The organism is Methylobacterium sp. GXS13 (assembly GCF_001455965.1).
Classification (GTDB): domain Bacteria; phylum Pseudomonadota; class Alphaproteobacteria; order Rhizobiales; family Beijerinckiaceae; genus Methylobacterium.
This window is the reverse complement of record NZ_LKKO01000001.1, coordinates 303,945-327,121: the sequence shown is the minus strand read 5'-3', so window position 1 is coordinate 327,121 and position 23,177 is coordinate 303,945. Positions and strand designations below refer to the sequence as shown.

Annotated in this window: 18 protein-coding genes; 8 read left to right on the top strand and 10 right to left on the bottom strand. The window is 66.2% G+C overall.

Annotated features, from left to right (window positions below; translation table 11 throughout):
- Nucleotides 1-286: 286 nt before the first annotated feature.
- From AO398_RS01675 to AO398_RS01665, 3 genes are read right to left on the bottom strand one after another with little or no spacing between them, the layout of a single operon-like run.
- Nucleotides 287-1,633: an NCS2 family permease gene (locus AO398_RS01675; protein ID WP_058190273.1), complete on the bottom strand. Its 1,347-nt coding sequence runs from the start codon at nt 1,631-1,633 to the stop codon at nt 287-289.
- Nucleotides 1,633-4,365, bottom strand: coding sequence for a molybdopterin cofactor-binding domain-containing protein (locus AO398_RS01670; RefSeq protein ID WP_058190272.1), 2,733 nt, complete (start codon nt 4,363-4,365; stop codon nt 1,633-1,635). The genes AO398_RS01675 and AO398_RS01670 overlap by 1 nt, the downstream gene beginning before the upstream one ends.
- Complete coding sequence (locus tag AO398_RS01665; RefSeq protein ID WP_058190271.1) at nt 4,362-5,189, bottom strand: FAD binding domain-containing protein; 828 nt, start codon at nt 5,187-5,189, stop codon at nt 4,362-4,364. Before AO398_RS01665 ends, AO398_RS01670 begins: the two co-directional genes overlap by 4 nt.
- A 149-nt stretch (nt 5,190-5,338) precedes the next feature.
- Between AO398_RS01665 and pucL the strand changes: the two genes are divergently transcribed.
- From pucL to AO398_RS01630, 8 genes are all read left to right on the top strand, one after another.
- The gene (pucL, locus tag AO398_RS01660) at nt 5,339-6,181 is read left to right on the top strand and encodes a factor-independent urate hydroxylase (protein ID WP_058190578.1); all 843 of its coding nucleotides are present in this window, start codon (nt 5,339-5,341) and stop codon (nt 6,179-6,181) included.
- Between the two features lie 715 nt (nt 6,182-6,896).
- Entirely contained in the window at nt 6,897-8,381 is a 1,485-nt protein-coding gene (locus AO398_RS01655) for a PAS domain-containing methyl-accepting chemotaxis protein (protein ID WP_058190270.1), read from the top strand.
- Between the two features lie 656 nt (nt 8,382-9,037).
- Entirely contained in the window at nt 9,038-10,168 is a 1,131-nt protein-coding gene (locus AO398_RS27210) for a glycosyltransferase (protein WP_244498632.1), read from the top strand.
- An 874-nt stretch (nt 10,169-11,042) separates the two neighbouring features.
- Nucleotides 11,043-11,339: a hypothetical protein gene (locus AO398_RS01645; RefSeq protein ID WP_058190268.1), complete on the top strand. Its 297-nt coding sequence runs from the start codon at nt 11,043-11,045 to the stop codon at nt 11,337-11,339.
- Nucleotides 11,340-11,394: 55 nt separating this feature from the next.
- Entirely contained in the window at nt 11,395-12,678 is a 1,284-nt protein-coding gene (locus AO398_RS01640) for a hypothetical protein (RefSeq protein WP_244498631.1), read from the top strand.
- 475 nt (nt 12,679-13,153) lie between these two features.
- On the top strand, nt 13,154-13,420 hold the full coding sequence (locus AO398_RS29255) for a hypothetical protein (RefSeq protein WP_244498629.1): 267 nt from the start codon (nt 13,154-13,156) through the stop codon (nt 13,418-13,420).
- Between the two features lie 134 nt (nt 13,421-13,554).
- On the top strand, nt 13,555-15,264 hold the full coding sequence (locus AO398_RS01635) for a methyl-accepting chemotaxis protein (protein ID WP_082643081.1): 1,710 nt from the start codon (nt 13,555-13,557) through the stop codon (nt 15,262-15,264).
- A gap of 294 nt (nt 15,265-15,558) precedes the next feature.
- Complete coding sequence (locus AO398_RS01630) at nt 15,559-16,437, top strand: substrate-binding domain-containing protein (protein ID WP_244498628.1); 879 nt, start codon at nt 15,559-15,561, stop codon at nt 16,435-16,437.
- A gap of 47 nt (nt 16,438-16,484) precedes the next feature.
- Here AO398_RS01630 and AO398_RS01625 read toward each other — a convergent pair whose 3' ends face one another.
- From AO398_RS01625 to mdcC, 7 genes are all read right to left on the bottom strand, one after another.
- Nucleotides 16,485-17,966, bottom strand: coding sequence for an aldehyde dehydrogenase (locus AO398_RS01625; protein WP_058190264.1), 1,482 nt, complete (start codon nt 17,964-17,966; stop codon nt 16,485-16,487).
- A 79-nt stretch (nt 17,967-18,045) separates the two neighbouring features.
- Entirely contained in the window at nt 18,046-19,029 is a 984-nt protein-coding gene (gmd, locus tag AO398_RS01620; protein ID WP_058190263.1) for a GDP-mannose 4,6-dehydratase, read from the bottom strand.
- A gap of 176 nt (nt 19,030-19,205) precedes the next feature.
- Nucleotides 19,206-20,126 (bottom strand): malonate decarboxylase subunit epsilon, encoded by a 921-nt coding sequence (locus AO398_RS01615; protein ID WP_058190262.1) that lies wholly within the window; start codon nt 20,124-20,126, stop codon nt 19,206-19,208.
- Entirely contained in the window at nt 20,123-20,818 is a 696-nt protein-coding gene (gene mdcG / locus AO398_RS01610; RefSeq protein ID WP_058190261.1) for a malonate decarboxylase holo-[acyl-carrier-protein] synthase, read from the bottom strand. Before mdcG ends, AO398_RS01615 begins: the two co-directional genes overlap by 4 nt.
- Nucleotides 20,819-21,137: 319 nt before the next feature.
- Entirely contained in the window at nt 21,138-21,854 is a 717-nt protein-coding gene (mdcE, locus tag AO398_RS01605) for a biotin-independent malonate decarboxylase subunit gamma (protein ID WP_058190260.1), read from the bottom strand.
- The gene (locus AO398_RS01600) at nt 21,841-22,770 is read right to left on the bottom strand and encodes a biotin-independent malonate decarboxylase subunit beta (protein ID WP_058190259.1); all 930 of its coding nucleotides are present in this window, start codon (nt 22,768-22,770) and stop codon (nt 21,841-21,843) included. Before AO398_RS01600 ends, mdcE begins: the two co-directional genes overlap by 14 nt.
- Before the next feature lie 2 nt (nt 22,771-22,772).
- Nucleotides 22,773-23,081 carry a malonate decarboxylase acyl carrier protein gene (gene mdcC, locus AO398_RS01595; RefSeq protein ID WP_007568076.1) on the bottom strand — a complete coding sequence of 103 codons (309 nt, stop codon included), beginning with the start codon at nt 23,079-23,081 and terminating at the stop codon, nt 22,773-22,775.
- Nucleotides 23,082-23,177 lie beyond the last annotated feature (96 nt).

Here is a 23,177-nt window from a genome sequence, read left to right as displayed (position 1 = left end):
TGCTCTTTACGATCCCACGGACAAAACCGGCCCGGACCAAGGACGGCGATTTCAGGTCAGCGGCCGGACAGAACAGGCTGGCAGAGTTCAGCTCTGCCCTGCGGACGTGGCGCCGAAACGCGAGATCCCATCCGGCCTTGGGGAGCCGCGTGGCGGCGCTGGGATTCGGAGAGGCCGACGGCCTGAACACTCGCCTTGCAGACAAGTGGCGCTGGATCGCCCCCTGCAGCACCCAGGCAAGACAGGGGATGGTTGCGGAGCAGGCAGAGAACCGTCGCGTGTTCCGCTAATGCGTGCTGCCGGTCTCGCCAAATTTGTACAGGAACAGGGCCGCGATCACCCAGACCACCGGTTTGACCTCCGAAGCCCGGCCCGTCAGCAGCTTCAAGGCCGCGTAGGTGATGAACCCGAAAGCGACGCCGGTGGCGATCGAGTAGGTGAAGGGCATGAGCAGGGCTGTCACGCAGGCTGGGATCACCTCGGTGGGGTCATCCCAGGCGAGGTCGACGAGGTCGCGCAGCATCAGGCAGGCGACGTAGAACAGGGCCGGCGCGGTGGCGTAGGGCGGGACGGCACCGGCCAGCGGCGCGAAGAACAGGCAGGCCAGGAACAGCACGGCCACGGTGGCGGCGGTGAGCCCGGTGCGGCCGCCCTCCGCCACCCCGGAGGCGCTCTCCAGATACGCCGTGGTGCTCGACGTGCCGAGTAGGGAGCCTACGAAGATCGCGGCGGAGTCTGCCATGAGGGCTCGATCGAGCCGCTGCATCCGTCCCTCGGCGAGCAGGCCGGCCCGGCTCGCCACGCCCATCAGCGTGCCGGTGGCGTCGAACAGCTCGACCAGGAACAGCACCAGGACGACGTGGAGCAGTCCGCCCGACAGGGCGCCGGAGAGGTCGAGGGCGAACAGGGTCAGGGCGATCGAGGGCGGCAGCGAGACCACGCCCTGGAAGGCGTTGCCGGCCCAGATGAAGCTGAGGACCGTCACGGTGAGGATGCTGGTGAGAAGCGCCGCCTTCACCTTCCGGGCTGACAGCGCCGCGACCATCAGGAAGCCGATCACCGCCAGCACCGTGCTCGGCTTGTGCAGGTCGCCGAGCGTCACGAAGGTCGCGGGGCTCGCGGCGATGATGCCGGCATTCTTGAGCGCGATCACGGCCAGGAACAGCCCGATCCCCACCGTGAGGGCGATCCGCATCGAGCGCGGGATGCCCTCGACGATGATCGCGCGCAGGCCCGTGAGGGTGACCGCCAGGAAGCACAGCCCGGAGATGAACACCGCCCCGAGGGCGGCCTGCCAGGTGAAGCCCATGCCGAGCACCACCACGTAGGCGAAATAGGCGTTGAGCCCCATCCCGGGCGCCAGGGCGATCGGATAGTTGGCGTAGAGTGCCATCACCAGGGAGCCGAGCGCCGCGACCAGACACGTCGCCACGAACACTGCCCCCTTGGGCATGCCGGCATCGGCCAGGATACTGGGATTGATGAATACGATGTAGGCCATCGTCAGGAAGGTGGTCAGGCCGGCGAGCAGCTCCGTGCGCACGGTGGTGCCGTGCTCGGAAAGCCGGAACTGCCGCTCCAGAAAGCCTGCTGGACCGGAGGCTGGGATCGCGGCCTCGCGCTTGACGTCCATCACCCCTCCCCGCTCACGCCAGCCATGACGGCGCGGAAAATCCTGTCGGGTGCGAACGGCGTCGCAGTAAGCCGAGCCCCGGTGGCGTCGCGGATCGCGTTGCCGAGCGCCGCCGCCACCGGATTGTAGGGCGATTCGCTCATGGACTTTGCCCCGAAGGGGCCGACGCTGTCATGGGTGTTCGCGAACAGCACCTCGGTCTCCGGCACGTCGGCGCAGGCCGGGATGTGGTAATCGCGCAGCGCCTGGGTGACGACTTGGCCGTCGGAATCGATCGCCAGATCTTCGTAGAGGGCGGCGCCGATCGCCTGCGCGACCCCGCCCTCGACCTGGCCGCGGCACTGCATCGGGTTGATCACCGTGCCGGCATCGGCGGCGTGGATACTACGGAGGATGCGGACCTCGCCGCTCACTGGATGGACCGCGACCCGGAAGGCCTGGACGTTGAACGCCACCGAGCGCGGGCTGCCATCGGCCCGGCCCCGCGCCGCGAGCGGGCCGATCTCGCTCAGTGCCATCGGGCCGCTCGGCGTCTCCACCATGCCGCTCGCGAGCCTGCAGGCGGCCGGCTCCGCGCCGGAGAGCTCCCCGGCGCGCTCGCGGATCCGTTCCGCCAGCGCTTCGGCGGCGCGGAGCACTGCGAGGCCGGCCACGACGGTGCCGGTGCTGCCGTAGGCCCCGGTATCGTGGTCGACCGCGTCGGTGTCTGCGCCCGCGACGTGGACGCGGTCCGGCGCGATGCCGAGCACCGAGGCGGCGATCTGGCGATGGACCGTGGTGGTGCCGTTGCCGAACTCGGCCGTTCCGATCCGCACGGTGACGCGGCCCTCCGGATCCAGCTTCACATGCGCGTCGGCGTGGTGGCCGCGGGGCGGGATCGTGTCGATCATGGCCATCGCCATGCCGGTCCCTGCGCGCCAGCCGGGCTCGGGTTCCGGGCCCGGATCGGATTTCAGGGTACGCTCAACAAGGTCGAGGCACTGGTCCAGCCCGTAGCTGCCGTACACCACGTCGTGCGGCTCCAGGCTGTTCGACACCATCGGGTCGCCCGGTCGAACGGCGTTGATCCGGCGCAGATCGAACGGGTCGATGCCGAGGGACCGCGCGACCTCGTCGAGAGCCGATTCCAACGCAAAGATCGTCTGGCTCAGGCCGTAGCCCCGGAAGGCACCGGCCGGCAGCGCGTGGGTGTAGACCGCGCAGGCGTCGACCCGCTTGTTCGGGCAGGCATAGGCGGCCAGCACCTCGTTGCAGCCGTGATGGATTACGCCGCCGGCATGGTTGCCGTAGGCGCCGGTCTCCGAAAGGACCTCGAGGCTGATCGCGGTGAGTCGGCCGTCCCGGCGCGCGCCCACTTTCACGGTGACCCGCATCGGGTGGCGCGTGGTCGTGGCGGTGAATTGCTCCTGGCGGGTCAGCTCCCACATCACCGGTCGGCCGGTGCGCAGGACTGCGAGCGCCACGAGATCCTCGGTCAGCATCTCCTGCTTTCCGCCGAAGCCGCCTCCAACCCGGGCGCAGACCACCCGCACGGCGTCGCGTTCAAACCCGAATAGGTTGCAGAGAGCGTCACGGGTCAGGAACGGCACCTGGCTGCTGGTCCGGAGCGTCAGGCGTCCATCCGGGTCGCGCCAGCCAAGGCAGCCATGAGTCTCCAGGGCGACGTGCTGGACCCGTTGCGACCGAAACGTTTGTTCGTAGACCAGATTGGCCTCGGAGAAGGCTGCTTCGACATGGCCGACCTCGCCGTGCACCTCCGCGCTCAGGTTCGGGTGGCGGGTCAGAGGCGGCGCATCATCGCCAGGTCGGTCCAACGGATCGTGAACTGTCGGGGCGTCCGCAGCGAGGGCCCGATCCGGATCGCGGAGCGCCGGGCGGACCTCGTAGGTGACACGCAGCGCCCGGCAGCCGGCCTCGGCGGCCGCGACGGTTTCCGCCACCACCGCGGCGACGCGCTGGCCGACGAAGCGCAGGATCGCGTCGAGCACCAGGGTGTCGGCAGCGTCGTCGCGCGGATCCTGATGGCGGCCGGTGGAGAACCGACGCTGCGGCGAGTCCGCATAGGTCAGGACTGCGACGACGCCGGGAATAGCGTAGGCCTCCGTGGTGTCGATTGCCACGATCCGGGCATGGGCATGGGGCGAGCGCAGAACTTTCATATGGAGCGCGTCGGCCGGCGGCGCGTCGAGGGTGAAGCGGGCTCGCCCGGTGACCACCTGGGAAGCGACCGGGGCGGGCAGGCTCTGGCCAATCGGATCGCCGCCCGCCGTGGTGTCACGATGCGCCCTACCCGCGATGGCGTCGCGGATGGCCCTGTAGCCGGTGCAGCGGCAGAGATTGCCCTTGAGGGCAATGCCGAGATCCCGCTTCTGGCCCTGGTCGAGGGCGGCCGCGGTCATGATCATGCCCGGCGTACAGAAGCCGCACTGGAAGCCCTGGGCTGCCAGGAAGGCCGCCTGTATCGGGTGCAGGGCGTCGGGCGCCGCATCCTCCGGCCGGCAGAACCCGGCCAGACCCTCGATGGTGGTGACGCTGCGCCCCTCGGCCCGGAAGGCTGGGAACAGGCAGCTATGCACGGGCTCGCCATCCAGATGGATCGTGCAGGCGCCGCAATCGCCCGCGTCGCAGCCTTTCTTCACCCCGAACCAGCCGGCCTCGCGCAGATAGGTGCGCAGGCACTGCCCGGGGCGCGGCGCGCCATCGTGCCTCTGGCCGTTGATCGTGAGCCTCATGCCGGCGCCCCATCCGCCAGCGCATCGCGAATCTCTCCGGCGAGGTGCTGGGTCATGTGCCGGCGCCAGTCCGGCGCTCCGTGCACGTCGTCGTAATAGAGCTCGTCCGGGATCGTCTCCGCGAGCGCGCGCTCGAGTGCATCGCGACGCGGCACGGCCGCGAAGCCAAGGCGCAGGGGCCGGCGGATCGAGGCCGTGACGGTTATTGTTAAGGCGCCGGCCGAATCGCGCGTGCCGATCAGCAGCGCCCCGGAGCGGCCGTTCGGGCTCAGACTGATGCGCCGGAACACGGTGCGCCGGGTCAGGGCGGAGGCCGGAAACGTCAGGCTGCGCAGGATTTCCCCGGGTCGAAGGGCGTTCTGCTGCGGCCCGAGCACGAACTCCGTCACCGGGAGACGGCGCTCGCTCCCGTCCGGCGCCCAAATCGTGCAAATGGCCTCCAGGGCCGCGGCCAGGGCGATCATCGGCCCGGCCGGTAGGGCCATGCACAGGTTGCCGCCGACCGTGGCGACGTTCCAGACCTTGAACGATCCGAGCAGTGCCCGGCAGCATTGCCCGACCAATGGGGCGGCGATCCAGTCTGGCGGCAGCTCCAGTCGATCGAGCTCAGCGATGGTGCAGGTCGCCGCCAGCGTCAGACCTTCCGCCGTGATCGCGTCGGGTGCCCAGCCGAGCGCCGTCAGGTCGACGAGCCGCCGCTTTCCGGGCTGAGGCTCCGAGAAGAGCCAGGTCCCGCCGGCCAGGCAGACATCCCCGTCTCGCCAGTCCGGCAGGTCGGCCCGGTCCCGGGGCCGGATCACGGTCTCGATCGTGTTGAGGTCCACCGCCGCTCCCTGGCCTCCTGCCAGCAGGCTTCCGGTCAGGCTAGCAATATGCCTGCCGGTGCGCTGCCTTGCATTGGAGAAGCACTCGCTCCCACCCTAAGCTCCGTCTCGGCACGGGCCCGGGCGGGGGCTTCTTCTCGGAGATCATGATGGCTCTGACGGCATCGCGCTACGGAAAGGATCGGGTCCGGGTGATGCGGCTGACCCGCTCGGGTGACCACCATGTCCCGCGGGAGCTGACGCTGTCCGTGCTGCTGACCGGACGCTTCGACGCCGCCTGGACCCAGGGCGACAACCGATCCTGCATCGCCACCGACAGCATCAAGAACATCGTCAACGTCACGGCGGCGAAGAATCTGTCCCTCGATACGGAGGGGTTCGTCGCCGCCGTGGCTGAGGTGCTGTTGAAGACCTATCCGCAGGTGGAGATTGTCACGATCGAGGCCGAGGAGACCCGCTGGCTGCGCCACGCTGTCGACGGTGTACACCACGGCCACACCTTCACCCGAGACGACAACGGCTTCGGATATGTCGGGCTGGAGGCCGGCCGGGCTGGATCGATGTTGAAGTCCGGACTGCGCGGCTACACCTTCATGAAGACCACCCAATCGGGCTGGGCCGGCTTCGTGGCGGACGATTACCGCACGCTTCCCGACACGACCGACCGGATCGCCGCCACGAGCATGGATGCGACCTGGACCTGGTCGGCGCAGCCGGCAGCTTGCGAGACCGCCAATGCGCGGATCCTCGCGACCTTGCTCACCGTGTTCGGAACCACCTACAGTCGCGGCGTGCAGGACAGCATGTACCGGATGGGCGAGGCCGTGCTGGCGGCAGTTCCGGAGGTGACCGAGATCGCCTTCGTGATGCCGAACAAGCACTACGTACCGATCGACCTGAACCCTTTCGGCTTGGAGAATCACGGCACCGTGTTTCTGCCGACGGACGAGCCACACGGCCGGATCGAAGCGACGCTCAGCCGAACAGACTGAACATCCACCTGGCATCGCGGCGACCGGATACCGTTGGGCGGCCCCATACCGCCGATGCCGGTGAGAGTTTCGATGATCGGCGCCTCCACCGTCGCAGCTGCGCTTCCTGGCAGGTTGAAGCGTGGGGGCGTGCTGTGTTGCCGTGAAAGGGGCCGATCTTGGGGCCAGCCGTCTCACATTCCTGTGACTCGTGGCGCGCTTTCAAGTTCATTGTGTCGGCATCCGTGCACGGACACGTTGCACCGAGACGCTCTTCGGTCCCGCACGGGCGGATGCATTCCATCTCGAAACGGCATCATCGGAGAGGCGAAACCGCAAGCCCGGCTGAGATGAGGAGGCATTTTCGCGGGGCGCATCGCCGTTACGGTTCTTCGCCCACGGCTACAGAGCACCGCCAGGCATCACTTGATAGGAAATCTGGCGTTTCCGTCGTTCGACAATGATGGTCGATGCGTTCATCGCCCATTCCACCGCAATGAAAATAGCAGCGGAAGGCTGCAACCCCTGCGTGCGACTGAAAAAATTTGCTTGGACATGTTCGGCTGCAATGCGATTTGTCATAGTTTATGATGCGTTCATTGATTTAACGCGTGATCAAGGCGTGGCTGTTACTGGCGCGCCGGGATTGCCGAGACCGCGTTGGGCCGGCCATCGGCGCTGCCCGGGGCGGTCCCAACACGCGCCCTGCAGCGGGTCCGCGCATCTGGAGGAAACGATGTTCGATCGCCTGGCCGGTGGACGAAATCAGCGGGCTAAGTGGGCGGCTTTGAACCGGTCGCTGGCTACGATCGAGTTTGCCCTCGATGGCACGATCCTGGATGCCAACGCGAATTTCCTGTCGGTGATGGGTTATGCGCTGGACGAGATCCGCGGTCGTCCTCACAGCCTGTTCGTCGACCCGGCGGAACGCGACAGCGAGGCCTACCGACACCTCTGGGATAAGCTCCGGAGCGGCGCCTTCCAGACTGCCGAGTACAAGCGCATCGGGAAGGATGGGCGGGAGGTCTGGATCCAGGCGACCTACAACCCGGTATTGAACCGGGCCGGCAGGCCGACCACGATCATCAAGTTCGCCACCGACATCACGGCGCAAAAGCTGCGGGCTCTCGACCTCGACGGGCAGATCGCCGCCTTGCACCGCTCGCAGGCGGTCATCGCCTTCGCCCTCGACGGGACGATCCTGAGCGCCAACCAGAATTTCCTGAGCGCCGTCGGATACGCGCTCGACGAGATCGTCGGCCGCCACCATGGGCTGTTCGTCACCGAGGCTGAGCGGTCGAGCGAGGCCTACCGCGCCTTCTGGGCGGCGCTGGGGCGCGGCGAGTTCCAGTCCGCCGAGTATCGGCGAATCGGGAAAGACGGCCGCGAGGTCTGGATCCAAGCGACCTACAACCCGATCAGCGATGACAGCGGCCGCCCCGTCAAGGTCGTCAAGTTTGCCACCGACATCACCGTGCAGGTCCGCGAGCGCCAGCGTCGCGCCGAAGCCCGGCAGGCGATCGACACGGATCTAGACGCGATCGGGCAAGCCGTGGCGGACGTCACCCGCCAGACCGGGACAGCGGCCGATACGGTCGGCCGCGTGTCCGACGATATCCAAGCGGTGGCGTCGGGGGCTGAGCAGCTCTCGATCTCGGTGAACGAGATCAGCCGGCAGGTGAGCCACGCGGCTTCGATCGCCGGGCAAGCGGTGACACAGGCCCAGCATACCGGCGGCATCGTGGCCGGCCTGAGCGATCAAGCCACCCAGATCGGCGACGTGGTCGGCCTCATCGCCGGGATTGCGGCACAGACGAATCTGTTGGCGCTCAACGCGACGATCGAAGCGGCGCGCGCCGGAGAAGCGGGCCGCGGCTTCGCTGTGGTCGCTTCCGAAGTGAAGGCCCTGGCCGAGCAGACCGGGCGGGCCACGGACCAGATCCGTGGCCAGATCGCGGCGACGCAATCGGCCACGCGGGAGGCTGTGGGCGCGATCGACGCGATCCAGGGCACGATCCGGACGCTGAACGAGGTCTCCTCGACCATCGCAGCCGCGGTGGAGGAGCAATCGGCGGTGACCCGCGAGATGTCCGGCAGCATGCAGACCGCCTCCCACGGCGTCTCGACCATCGCAGCGGGCATGGACACGATCGCCCAGGCCAGCGAACAGGTCGACCGCGCGACCCGCCAGGTTCGGGAGGCCTCGCGGGCGGTGGGGTGAGAGATGGGTATGGTGGTGGGGGCTTGAGCCGAGGCTCGGCGCGCCGCGTGTCGGTCGGGATCGGCGTGTGCGCAGCGGCGCGCGTTGCGTGTGCGGACAAGGGGGCATGAGATCTGACTGATCCAGCCAGGATGATTCAGCTCCCCGCAGGCCTATCGACGATCGACCTTGTTCGTCACCGTGGTGCCGGCGGGACGTGAACTTTGCTTTTTGTGTTGGGTAGGACGAACCGTCGGTTCTGGCGCACACGGCAACCGAGCGCCTTCGATGCGCCCGACACTGAGACATGCCCTCTTTCTCATGACGAGGCCTCGGATACGACACTCACAGACGCGGCTTTCGCAATCTGATGCCGCGGAAAATTGACAGTTCAGTAAGGACAGTCAAAAGTTCTACGAATACTGGGCCATTCTGGTATTTTAAATCACCACTGCGCGGATAATTGACACTAATGCGTAATAGCAGTTTATATATTGAATAGTCTTCAACTTTTTAGATATTAAAATTTGAAACCTCCAAAAATATGATGGTTTTTTCCTTTGCGAAAGCGATAACGGCTCGCTACAAGACGGAATCACAAACCCTAAGTCTTGCATATTGTTGCATCGAGAAGTCTATTAGAGATGACTCCTTCCGGTCAGAAACTCTGTCTCTCTATGATTGTTAAGAATGAGGCGCCGGTTATTCGGCGGTGCCTCGCATCAGTACGCCCATTTATAGATCATTGGATCATCGTCGACACCGGTTCGACCGATGGGACGCAAGACATTATCAGGACCGCCTTAGCCGATGTACCGGGTACCTTGGTGGAGCGACCCTGGGTCGATTTCGCCCATAATCGCACAGAAGCCCTGGATCTCGCCCGGCCACATGGTGATTATACGATCGTCATTGATGCGGACGATGAGTTGATTGTCCCGGCCGGCTTCGTGATGCCGCATCTTGATGCGCCCGGGTACAGTCTCCAGATCCATGACACGACGATGCGGTATCCCCGCACGCAACTGTTCAAGAATACACTGCCTTGGCGCTACCGCGGCGTCCTGCACGAATTTGCGGAGTGCAAGGATCTAGTTTGGACGGGGACGCTGCCGATCGCAATGCGTCGAGGCCATGACGGTGCGCGCCGCCGTGATGAGATGACTTATGTTCGCGACGCCAAAGTACTTGAAAAGGCCCTGGAAAAAGAAAAAGATCCGTTCCTGATTTCACGGTACACGTTTTATCTTGCGCAAAGCTATCGCGATTTCGCAGAGCATCGCAAGGCACTGAAGTATTTTTTAAAGAGAACGAAGCTAGGATTTTGGACGGAAGAAATCTATATCAGCTTTCTCAGCGCAGCCTTGTTGATGGAGGTATTGGAAGAGCCGTTCGACAACGTGCTTGCTGTCTTTGATCAAGCCATCGAAGTTAATCCGCGCCGGATCGAGGCGCGTTATCATGCAAGCCGATTCTGCCAGATTAAAAAACGCTATGTCGAGGGATTTCATTATGCAGAAGCAGGGGTCGAATTATCGATGCCTGCCGATGGACTTTTCATTCAGCCGTGGATGTACAGCTATGGCATGCAGGACAAGCTTGCCGTGATGGCGTTCAATACCGGCCAATATCGATCCTGCCTCAACGCTTGCATTGCTGCATTGGGTAGCCCTGAATTTCCTGCGGACGACCGGCCACAACGCATGGAACTTGCGCGCAAAGCGCTTGCCAAAATGGTCGACCCGGCTTGGGGCGCCAACCACTCATCCTACGTGGCAGTCTACAGCCCAGACTGGCAGTTTTCCTAAAACTTTGGCCTCAAAGATCTTGACCATATTGATATGGGCTGTCGGATCCTTGTGTTCAGCAATCGTCGGATTGGCGTGTTGCAGAACCGCAGGGGTCCGTGCCGATAGTTGCAGTTGAGATGGTCGGCGTAGTGATAGAACCGATGCAGACAGTCGTTCGGCCGTTTGATCTTTCAGTCACCTCCATAAAGTGTTGCTACGCCGTCACTTCTGATCGCGTGGGCACAAAGCGAAGCGGCAAATATCGGCACTCCGTCAAACACTACGGGTCGCCGATTTAGAAGATGTCGTTGTGCACCATGCGATCGACACAGCAAGCTTGGCATCGTGCGTAGCGGCTACGACGCGATCAGTTGCCGAACATACCCGTCGGCACCGTCGCAAGGCATTCGAAGGCGGTGATTGAGCGCGGAACCGTAGCGAAGCCTCTTCGTCGAACCAGTACCAAACAGCTTGCGGACTGATCTTCGTATCCTTGGCACAATTTGGAACAAAAGCCGTCGGGGTCCGACTGGTCGGAGCCCATGGCGAGACGTTGAGTCGAGTGGCTAGTGGATCGTCGCCACGCCGATTGCGAAAGGCTGGCGCCGGGCAAAACGACCACGCCGCACGCGGGCCGGAAGCCGATCCCTGCTCCTGCACGGCTTATGGACGAGGGATCCAGTCTGCGATGCAACCGTAATTTGGGAGCACATTCCCGTCCCTCGGTACTATTCTCAGCCCGTTCCCGATGCAGATCGTCAGAGTTGGCGGATGGAGGGCAGAGTGATCGTCAACGCACGTAGAGCTATGGCGGCAAAATCCTCTTGGGCGCGGTGTTGTCGGTTCTCGAAACCGAGATCGACACGCAACCTAGCCTTGGAGATGACGCACGATGCGCACGCACGACACGCTGACGCCCCCCACATCCCGTGACGCGCAAGCCCTGAAGGCTTTTCTCGTCCCCACTTCCGCTCAAGATATCGCACTGTCCGGCGATCTGCCCCGCCATCACGCCCACGGACGCGCAGCCCTGGCGAATGCCCTCGCCGAGGGGCTGATGGCCGACGAGGTCGAGCAGATCCTCCGCGGGCGGATGATCGTCGACGCCTTCCCGGTGCAGCGCGGCGAGAATCCGGCAGATTACGCGGCCCGCGCCGTCGCCGAGATGTTCGTCGCCTACCTTCAATAGGCTCCACGCCTCATTAGCAACGATACGCCTGTCGTTTCGATGGGAGCTGCGAATAGTGCGCGTTCGCAGCACGCCCCGTGCGCGGCGGCATGGGCTGGAGAGCCTCGCCATGCGATTTATTGAAACGCCCGGATGGGGGCGCCCGGTGAAAGCAGGTCTATGCGCCTTTGCCATCGGAGCCACCGGGTTTGTCGCACTCTCGCCGCTGACCAAAATCATGGCTTCGGTCCCGGCGCCTGCGTTCACCTCGCAATCGGCTGCGTCCTCCAGCGAGCCGACGGAAGCCGACACGCGGGTGGCCCTCGGCCCGGGCGGCCGGGACATCCGGTTGGCCGGCGATCTCACCGAGGGCGTGGCGGCACGCGTAGCGGCTTTGCTGGCGGCGAACCCGAACGTGGAGCGCATCCATCTCACCAGCGATGGCGGCCTGGTCGACGAGGGGCAAGCCCTTGGGGCGCTGGTCGCGGAACGCAGTCTCACCACCTACGTCCCCGACGTCTGCGCGTCGGCTTGCACCCTCATCTTCGTCCGCGGACGCACCCGTTTCTTGGCCGCAGGCGGGCAGCTCGGCTTTCACGCCCCCTATGAGCTCGGGCCGGGGGGCCAATTCGAGGCGGTCGATCCAGGGGCCGAGCGCGCAGCCTATCTCGCAGCTGGCGTGACACCGGATTTCGTAGCGCGGACCATGTCTGTGGCGCCTGAGGACATCTGGATTCCCGATCCTGCGCAGTTGCGGGCGGCCGGCGTCGTGACCGAGATGGTCGCGAACGATCGTTTCCCGGATTCCACCCTCGATGCCGATCCGAGTCTTCAGGGCGCCCGGGTAGAAATCCTGCGCAATTTTCCAATCTTGTCCGCGGCGGATCAGGCGGCGGTCGATGAAGCGGCCATCTGGTATCGCGATGGGTACCTGGCCGGACGCACGGAGGCGGAGGCTGTTGAAGGTCTGCGCCAGCGGGCCTCGGCCGCGATGCGGCGTCAGTTCCGCGCGGCCGACGACACGACCATTCGCGCCCTGGGCTTGGTCGTCCTCACCGACCTGACGGCGGCCGAAACTTGTGACGCCGTCGCTGCGGGTGATCTCATCACCCTTGATGAAACACTCAAACGCGTGCGGCCGGGAAGCGCCGGCTTGGCCGCGCTCCTTGCACGGCAGGCCCCAGAAATCCGGAATCGTGAAGTGCGTCTTGGACACCGCCTCGTTCCATCAATCTGCACGGGGCTGATCAAAGCCGTGCGCCGCGCCCTCACACGCACGCCGCACGAGGCTGCGCTGGCGTTGCGATCGATCCTACTGAACGATCCGCCCGCACTGTTCGCAAGCGCGGCCCATCCCTGACCGAGCCCGACGTCGTCGAGCCCATCGGGATTGTACCGATCGCCAGATCGATGCGGTAGCCTTTCCGCAGCCTCCTGCGCGAGACATCCCTGTCAAACCGTCTTGACCGGAGCGCTGGCTTTAGCAGCCTGGGGTGCCAGGGCGGCGGCCTCCTTACGAGTGGTTGCTTCCTCGGTACCGCATGCGGAGATCCTGGAATTCGTTGCGCACAAGCTGGCGCCAGATCTACCCGTGACCCTCATCGAGACCTGCCGCGATATCAGCCCAAACGCTCGTCTGAGGGACGAAGACACCGACGCAAACTCGAAGTTTCTCAGACCTTAGAGGTCGAATCGGCGAAGCTGCCGCGCTTCCTCGACGACGTGACCCTCGCCATCTTCACCGGCAACGACGCCCTCGAAACTGTGCTCGTACCGGCCCAGGATGCTCTCGCTCTGGAGCGTGTCGAGTGTAGCCCCTACGCGCAAACGTTCTCATGACCACGCAGGCCCTGGACAAGGGCGGGCGGATCCTGCGCCTCGCCGCCCTGCTCACCGCCCCGAACATCGCCAACTTCATCCGCAACCGTTATCGCGCTTCGGTGATTCCAGTCCGCACCACCTCGGCAGACGTCGCCGACGGCGGTTCCGGAAATCGGCATCGGTTGATACGTCCGGCCTTACGATCGCCAATTCCAACGCAATTCGGAGCGGACTTGCTGGGTCTTCGTATCGAGCTGACAATATACATTATCATATTGTAATATATTTGATCGGCAAATTAATATACGTCGGAAAAACAACAAGACTTACTAGCCTAAAAAACGTTATGCTGTCTTGTTGATTTATTTCCGAGACTATGATAGGACATAAATATCAGTATTCTTAGGTTTGCCATATGGACTCTGCATTATCACAGTCGCGAAGAACTTCGTCTTTAAATCTGCGTTCCATCATCATCGGGTCTTCGGTCGCGCTGTTTATTGTCTCTGCTTCTATAGGAATATTTTCTGTATTCCGCATCGGCATGATCAACGACGTCAGCCGATCGATCTCCGGGGAAATCAAAGCGGTCACGATCCTCGGACGCATGAAAGAGTTGAGCCAGGAGCTTCGGGCGCTGGACGTCCTGGCCCACAATGCCCATTCGGAGGAGGAGCGCCGCCGCTATCTGACGGATGCGCTCAGGGCGCAGGAGGCATTCTCAGAGGCCTGGAGCGCCTATGCGCCGACCATCGCCGGGACCGATGAGCAGCAATTGGCGCATCGGTTGCGCGAAGCCTGGCAGCACTTCCTCGCCGTCGAGGCGGAGGCGACCGCGCTCGATCGGGCCGGTGAGCGCGAGCTGGCCGATACGGTGTTCGCCGAGCCGTTCCAAACCGACGCTATCGCCTTCACCCAGGCTGTGAACTCCGTCCTGGTCCATCGGCAGGCACGGGCATTCGAGCAGACGGCGGCGGCCGATGCGGTCGGGGCTACATCGCGGCTGGCGGTGATCGGAGCCCTGTGTATCGCGGCGATTCTGACCCTGGCGATCAGCTGGTTCATCGTGCGCCGGGTGGCCGCGCCGATCGCGAGAATCACGCAGGTGATGGCCCGCCTCGCCGAGAACGATCTCGCGGTCGTGATCCCGGGAGGCGATCGGGCTGACGAGATCGGTGCCATCGCAGGAGCCGTGCAGGTCTTCAAGGACAACATGCTGCACACCAAGTCTCTGGAAGAGGAAGCCACACGAGTTCGACTGGAGGCGGAGCAGCACCGCAAAGTCGTTTTGCGCGATATGGCCGAGCGCTTCGATGAGACGGTCGGTGGGATCGTCGAAACGGTCGCCTCCGCGGTGACGCAGCTCCAGGGAACGGCGCACCAGATGAGCGAGGTGGCCGGACAGACGGCCAGCCAATCGACGACAGTGGCAGCCGCGGCCGAGCAGGCTGCGTCGAATGTGCGAATGATCGCGGCGGCCGCCGACGAGCTCGGGGCGTCGGTTCAGGAAGTGGGCCGCCAGGCCGAACTCTCCTCCGCCATGGCCAGCGGCGCGGCTGCGGAGGCAGCCCAGACGATCGCATTCGTTCAGATCCTCAGCGGCGCGGCGGACCGGATCGGTGACGTGGTCGGGCTGATCGCCAAGATCGCGGCACAGACCAACCTGCTCGCTCTCAACGCCGCCATCGAGGCGGCGCGGGCCGGTGATGCCGGCCGGGGCTTCGCAGTGGTCGCAGCCGAGGTCAAGCAACTGGCAGGCGAGGCGAAGCGCGCAACCGACGACATTGCCGGCCACGTCTCGGTCATCAAGGCGTCCACGTCCGACGCCGTCGCCGCGATCGAAGGGATCGCGACCCGGATTCGAGACATGAGCGGGGCCGCCGCCTCGATCGCCGCGGCGGTCGAGGAACAGGGCGCCGCCACCCAGGAGATCGTGCTCAACATCGCCCAGGCCGCCAACGGCACCGGTGAGGTCACGGCGAACATCGCCACGGTCGCCGGCACGGCGGAGCATACCGGCGCCGCGGCCGACCGGATGCTCACTTCGGCCAGCGCCCTGTCGAGCGATGCCGCGCGCCTGGGCGAGGAAGTCCAGCGGTTCCTGGACAGCATCCGGGCCGCCTGACACGGTCTCGCCGCCGGGGCCGGTCAGGCATGCCCACTATCAAACAGAATCGGCGCCATCGAGGCCGCCTCGAAACTTTCAATCTTACATGATTGTCGGCGCCGAACTGCTTTCAAAGGGCGGCGGCCGCTCCAGGCAGGTGCAACTACCATGATCCGAACGCTCCGGGGCTGGACCATCGTCCGGAAGACTGACGCCGGCCGGCACGCATGCCGGTCTGGCATCCATTCCTTTCGGGCCTGCGTCCTCGCCATGATCCGGCGGTCCACGCCCTGTGCCCTCGTCCTCGCCAGCTTGGCGACGCCGGCCCTGGCGACGACGATCGGCGTCGCGATGGTTCAGCCGAACGGCTTTACGCAGTTGCTGCGCGACGGCATCGAAAGCTACGCGAAGTCCGTTCCCGGCGTCGCCGTGCAATTCGTCTACGCGCCGGAGGGCGCTGGCGAGACCCAGATCGAGCAGGTTCGGCAGTTCATTACCGCGAAGGTCGATGCCTTACTGATCCTTCCGGTCGATCCTCTGGCCAACGCGACGATCACGCGCCTCGCCCAAGAGACCGACATCCCGCTCGTTTACGCCAACAACGGTCCGCGCGAAGACTGGTTTGCCGGGCGCATTGCGTTTGTCCTGCCGAACGATCTTGTCGCCGGACGACTCCAGATGCGGAAGCTCGCGCAGATGCTTGACGGCAAGGGACGGATTGCGATCATCGAGGGGCATCCGAGCCACTCGGCGACCGCCCTGCGCACGCGCGGAGTCAAGGAAGTGGCTGCGGCTTTCCCAGGCTTCAGCGTTGTCGCGGAAGGCGCCGCGGACTGGGACCGCAAGAAGGCCGCTTCGCTCGTGGCTGGATGGCTGGCGAAGGGTCTCGCGCTCGACGCGATCGTCGCCAACAACGATGAGATGGCGATCGGGGCAGCCGACGCGGTCGCGGCGGCCGGGCTCCCACCCGATCGAATCCTGATCGGCGGGGTCGATGCGACACCGGAGGGATTAACGGCGATGCAGCGCAAGCGCATGGCCGTGACGGTCTATCAGGATGCCGGCCTTCAGGCGCGCCGGGCGATCGACGATGCCCTGAAACTGATCCGCCATGAGACGGTGCAGCAATACGATTGGGTGCCATTCGAACTCGTCACCGACCGGATGTCGACCACGCATTTTTCAAAGTAAGGGGCCCGCCGGCACAGAGATCGAGTACCCCTGCGCCGGCCAATGGACTACCGCATCACGAACGGGTTCTCGGGCGCGTCGCGGCTGGTGGAAATCCAGACGCTCTTGGTCTCGAGGTATTCGCGGATCGACTCGATGCCGCTCTCGCGGCCGATGCCGGAGCGCTTCATGCCGCCGAACGGCATCATGTAGCTCACCGCCCGGTAGGTGTTCACCCAGACCGTCCCGGCGCGCAGGCCCTTCGACATGCGCAGTGCCCGGCCGATATCCTGGGTCCAGACGCCGGCCGCGAGGCCGTAGATCACATCGTTGCCGAGTTTGAGCGCCTCGGCCTCGTCCTCGAACCCGATGATCGACAGGACCGGGCCGAACACTTCCTCCTGGGCGATCCGCATGTCGTTGGTGACGCCGGTGAAGATCGTCGGCTCGACGAACTGACCGCCAATCACGCCGGGACCGGTGGCGGGATTGCCGCCAAGCACGCAACGCGCGCCCTCGCGCTTGGCGAGTGCAATGTAGTCCAGCACCTTGGCGTATTGCGGTGGTGTGGTGATCGGTCCGATATTGGTATCCGCCTGCATCGGGTCGCCGAGCCGAGCCGTGCGCGCCAACTCGACCAGTCGCTCGACGAACGCCTCGCGGATGCTGTTCTGCACGAGCAAGCGGGACCCGGCGATGCAAGTCTGCCCGGTGGCGGCGAAGATGCCCGAGATCGCCCCCGCGGCGGCGGCCTTCAGGTCGGCATCGGCGAACACGATGTTGGGCGACTTTCCGCCGAGTTCGAGGGACACCCGCTTGATCTGGCGCGCGGCCGCCTCGTAGACCTTCGCGCCGGTGACATCCGAACCCGTGAAGGTGATCTTGGCGACATCCGGGTGCTCCACGATGGCGCTGCCAGCCTCGCCGCCATAGCCGGGGACGACATTGAACATCCCGTCCGGCAGCCCCGCCTCCTTGGTCAGGCGGGCGAATTCCAAGGTGCTGGCGGACGCGAATTCCGAAGGCTTGACCACCACGGCGCAGCCCGCTGCAAGGGCGGGTGCGCACTTCCAGGCCACGAACAGCAGCGGTGAATTCCAGGCCGTCAGCGCACCGACCACGCCCACCGGCTCGTGCCGGGTAAACGCGAAGGTCTCGGGCTTGTCGATCGGAACCTGGGCGCCTTCGACCTTGTCGGCGAGGCCGGCATAGTACCACCACCATTCCGGCTGGTAGCGGGTCTGGCCGTACATCTCGGCGAACAGCTTGCCGTTGTCGCGAACCTCGACTTCAGCCAGCGCCTTGGCCTCGCGCTCAACCAAATCGCCGATCCGGCGCAGCACCTTGCCACGGGCCGAGGCGGTCATGGTCGCCCAGGGCCCGTCCCACATGGCACGCTTGGCGGCGGCCACCGCCTTGTCGACATCGGCTTTTGAGGCGCGCGGGATCCGAGCCCAAGGCTCGCCGCGGTAGGGGTCGACGGACTCGAACCACGAGCCCTCGACCGGGTCGACGTCCTGGCCGTCGATGTAAAGCTGATAGGTTTTCACGGCGCGCCTCTCTCGCGAATGACGCGCGCGATATGGGCCCGAACCCGGCCGGTGGCGAGACCGGCCGGCGCAGGGCCGTTCAGGCGTTGGCGCTGAGGCGCTTGATGTCGGCGTCGACCATCTCGGTGATGAGCGCCTCGAGCGACGTCTCCGCCTCCCAGCCGAAGGTCGCCTTCGCCTTGGCCGGGTTGCCCAGCAGCACCTCCACCTCCGCCGGACGGAAGAACGCCGGATCGATGATCAGGTGATCGTCGATGTTGAGCCCGACATGCTTGAACGCGATCACGCACATGTCCCGCACCGTCGTGGTCCGTCCCGTCGCGATGACGTAGTCGTCGGGCTTGTCCTGCTGCAGCATCAGCCACATCGCCTGGACGTAGTCCCGGGCGTGGCCCCAGTCGCGCTTGGCGTCGATGTTGCCCAGCCGCAGCTCCTTCTGCATGCCGAGCTTGATCCGTGCCACCGCGTCCGTGACCTTGCGGGTGACGAACTCGACGCCCCGCAGCGGGCTCTCGTGGTTGAACAGGATGCCGTTCGAGGCGTGCAGCCCGAAACTCTCGCGGTAGTTGATGGTCATCCAGTGGGCGTAGAGCTTGGCCACGCCGTAGGGCGAGCGCGGATAGAACGGCGTCGTCTCGCTCTGCTGCGCTTCTTGGATCAGGCCGAACATCTCGGAGGTCGAAGCCTGGTAATAGCGCGCATTCGGCGCCACCGAGCGCAGGCATTCGAGCATATGGACGGCACCGAGACCGGTCACCTGGCCGGTGAGCAGCGGCTGTTGCCAGGACGAGGTGACGAAGGACTGGGCGGCGAGGTTGTAGATCTCGTCGGGCTTGGCGCTCTGGACGATGCGCAGGAGGGCCGACTGATCCAGCAGGTTGCCGTCCACGAGTTCGACATCGTTCAGGATGCCGAGCCACTTCAACCTATGGTCGAACACCCCGGCATGGCTGGAGCGGCGCACGATGCCGGTGACCGTGTAGCCCTTCTGCAGCAGCAGCTGCGCCAGGTACGCGCCGTCCTGGCCCGTCACCCCCGTGATCAGCGCGCGCTTGCCCGTCATGAATCCGTCCCGTCCCGTTGCTGCCCGGCTGCTACGACCGCGGCGGCCTGCGCGTCAAGGTGAGGCGGCTCTGCGCATCGTCTTCGCAGCGAAGTCAGACCGGACGCGCGATTGCCGGTTCCGGCGAAGAATTGCGGGGTCATGGGCCAAGTCTTCGCATGGGCCCCGTCTACGCTCTACGGTTGGGCCAGCCATTCGGCGACACCGGTAATCGACCGGAACTCTTCCAGGGCGTGGACCCGGGCATCCGGCAGCGCCGTGCGCGCCATGGTCGCCAAGGCGTGGCCGGGGCCGAGTTCGAGAACCCGATCGGCGCCGTATTCCCGGCAGGCCTCCAGGCAGGCCGCCCAGTCGAGGGTGTGAGAGATCTGACGGGCAAGCTTGTCGAGGCCGTCGTCGGGCCGGAAGATGGTCGTCGCGTCGAGACCGCTGACCAGCCGTGGGGCACCGGCGGGCGGGCGGTTCAGCGTGATGGTGCCGAGGGCGTTCCGAAAGGCGGTGCTGGCCTCAGCCAGAAGCGGCGTGTGCGAGGGCGTGTTCACCGGCAACAGGACCGCCCGCTGCGCCCCGGCCCCGGTGGCCTCCCGGCACAGGGCGTCGAGGGCGTCGCGCCCGCCGCCGACCACGCCGCTATCGGGGGCGTTGCGGATGGCGAGGTGGCAATCGTGCCGCACGGCCAGGGCTTCGAGGGCGTCGAGGCCGAGGCCCCGGATACCGGCGAGGCCGAACCCCTCCCCCGAGGCGGCGTCCATGGCCTCGGCGCGGCGGGAGGCCAGGGCCAGGATGTCGGCATCGGCGATCTGCCCGGCGACGCCCCAGGCGGCGAGGTCGCCGATGCTGTAGCCGGCCACGATGGCCCGGCCGGTGAATCCCAGCGCCCGCCAGGCAGCGAGCGCTGCGGTGCAGCACAGGATCTGCCCGGCCCGGTTGGCGTGGAGCGCGTCGCCGCCGCTTCGGGCGAGGTCGCGCGGATCGGTGCCGCCGAGAATCGCCGTCGCCGCGGAAAAAACCGCCTGCGCTGCGGGTTGGTCGGCGGTGAGGTCGAACATCCCCGGATGCTGGCCGCCCTGGCCGGAGAGCAGGATCGCGACACTCATGCGGTTGTCCGGGTTCGCAGGGGAGCGACCGCACGCATCGCCAGCCCGTCCAGGCCCTTGGCCAGCACCGTCCCGCCTTCGGGAGCGTCGCGCAGTTCGCGCCAGTGCAGGCCAGTCCCGTCCGGCAACAGGATTTCGCCGTCGAGGCGCATCGGTGCAATGTCCGCGATGGTCGCGAGCCCGTCGAGCAGGCCGGTTGGAATGGGCGCCTGGCAGGGCCAGAGCAGGTCGAGGTCCGACGTCGCGGTGAGATAGGGGAGCCCGGTCACGGCCTGCCAGAGCAGGCCGCCGAACGGGCGGGGATGCAGGTCGTAGCGCTCGCCGAGCGCGACCAGCGCCGCGATGGTTCCGCCCCATGCCGCGGGGGCGTGGGCGGCGGCCTCGACCAGGCTCGGCCCGTCCATTCGGGTGAGGTGTTCGGCCGGCAGGGCGAGGCCGATCCGCCGCTTGCCGTCGGCGGGCGGCAGCGGCAGGCCGAGGGGCACGGTTTCGGCACCCTCCCCCGGGACGCGGCGGCGGACGATCAGCGGACGGCCTGCCTCGGCCCAACCGGCGAGATGCGGCACGGCGGCGAGGTCGTCGCGGCTGCGGAGCCAAGCCGCCCAGGCGTGGGGATCGACGCGGACGAGGTCCTGCCGGCTATGGGTGCCGGGTGGCCGGCTCTCGATGGTTGTTTGAAGGGTCTGTCCCATCCGCGATCGTTTGCTGAGGCATTGGGGGATCGTGAAATCCGGTCTTCGGCCTTGTTCCGACATGTCTCAACGGTGGAGCTGCCACCCCGTCAGTCCGGGGCTGCGTGAGCGGCGTCCGGAATCGAGATACGCCGTCGTGTCAGTCGCGTGCACCGCCGGCGGCTCTGGATTCCGGGCTCGCCTGCGGCGCACCGGACTGACGGAGTGGATTACCTTGTTCCGTCCAAGCTACGGCGCTGCGAGCGGAATTTCGATCGGGTCCATCCGGTTCGACCATCGTCAGATTCCCGCTTCGTCATTGCGAGCGCGGCGTGGGCGCCTATCCCCGCCCGGCCTGGGCGATCACCGCCGCGCCGATCCCCCGCGCCACCGGCCGGCCGCCGCGCTCCTCGCCGAGGCGGTCGCGGTCGTCGCCGGGCTTCAGGTTGGCGATCAGGTCGCGGATCTGGCCGTCGAGCGGCTTGCCCGGATCGAGCACGACATGGACCGCGCCGGTCGCCACCATGTTGTCGAGGCCGGGGGCGAAGACCGGCGTCGATTTCGCCATCTCCTGGAGCTTGTCCAGCGGCAGCTTGGTCACCTTCGCCACGGAAGGCAGATCCATCACGCTCGGGTTGGCGCCGGGCAGCGCCGCCAGGATCCGGGTCGCCAGCGCGGTGGCGATAAAGGCGCCGGCGGCCGAGTGGCCGTAGATCAGCCCGATGGTCGGGTGACCGGAGCGGTCGGCGAGCAGCAGCGCCTTGGCGAGATGGGCCAGGCACTCGTTGAGACCCAGGAGTTCGTCGCGCCGGCTCATGCGCTGGCTGTCGGAATCGACCACCACCAGGATCGGCGCCTTGTCGCCGGCCCGCACCGCGTCGAGCACGGCGCGGGACAGGACGAGCGCCCCGTCGACCCCGAGGGGCGTGTCGCCGTCGACCCCGACGACGTGAAGGGTTCCGTCCGCGAACCGGCCAGCCCCAGTGACGAGGCCGTCGCGCACGGTGACGGAATGGCCCTGCGGGAATAACCCGGCCAGGATCTCAGCGAGCGTCATGGTCGGCCTCCCTTACCCGGGACACGGTCTCGTCGAAGGCGCGCGTGTCCATGGCGGGCACCGCCTCCGGGTCGTTGACGCCGAGCCGGGCCCAGACATCCGTGGCGTCCCGGCAATCGCCGAAGCGCGCGAGGCGCGATTCGAGCCGGGCCTGCTCGGCCTCCAGCGTCGCGAGGTCGAAGGCGGGTGCCCGGCCGATCAGGTCGAGGGCGGCTTTGCGGAAGGCCGAGACGCTGTCGGCGCAGAAGGCGTCCGCCCCGCCGATCAGCCGCCGGTGCTTGCCGCCCATGGTCCGCCAGACCAGCGCCCGGTCGCGGGAATCGAACTCCTCCGCGCCCTTGTTGGTCTCGATCACCTCGGGGCCGGAGACCGAGATGCGGCCGCCCTCGGAAGCGGCGAGCCGCGAGCAGGTGCCGGCGATGAGCCCGCCGCCGCCGTAGCAGCCGGCCCGGCCGCCGATCAGCCCGATGACCGGGATCCCGGCCGCCCGGACGTCGATGATCGCCCGCATGGTCTCGGCGATGGCGGTCTCGCCAGCATTGGCCTCCTGCAGCCGGACGCCGCCGGTATCGAACAGGATCAGCACCGCCGCCGGCTTCAGGGTGAGCGCGGCGCGCAGCAGCCCCACGAGCTTCGCCCCGTGGATCTCCCCGAAGGCCCCGCCCATGAACCGGCCCTCCTGGGCCGCCACCAGCACCGTCTTGCCGTCGAGGGCGGCGCGGCCGACCACGATGCCGTCGTCGAAAGCCCGCGGTAGGTCGAACAGCGGCAGGTGCGGGCTCATGCGCCGCTCGGTCGGGGGCAGGAATTCCTGGAAAGTGCCGGGATCGGCCAGGGCGACCACGCGCTGGCGCGCGGTGGCCTCGTACCAGCTCAAGGCGTCCGGGTCGGTGCTCGCGGGGCGCACGCCAGCCATGGTCAGGCCTCCATCAGCCGGGCGCCCTGAAGCAGGCGCAGGGACACGGTGTCGGGACGGGCGCCGCCGTCATTGATGCTGATGCGCAGGCCGCCGGGCTGGGCCCGGGCGACGAAATCCGCCACCACCGCCTCCCAGACCGCGCCGTAGCCGGCGATCGGGGTCTCGATCGCGACCTCGCAGGCATCCGGCGGCAGCACCCGCTCCAGCAGGATTTCCAGATTGCCGGAGGCCACCACGCCCGTGATGGCGTTCGGCACCGAGCCGGGCAGTGGTTTCTTGGTGGTGTGGCGGAAGGTCAGGGATTCCATCCGACTGTTCCTTGCGAACGCCTCTCCTCCCCCTTGCGGGGAGGAGATGGAGGTGGGGGTGGTTCAGGAGGCACCGGGCCGCTTGGGTCTGCACCA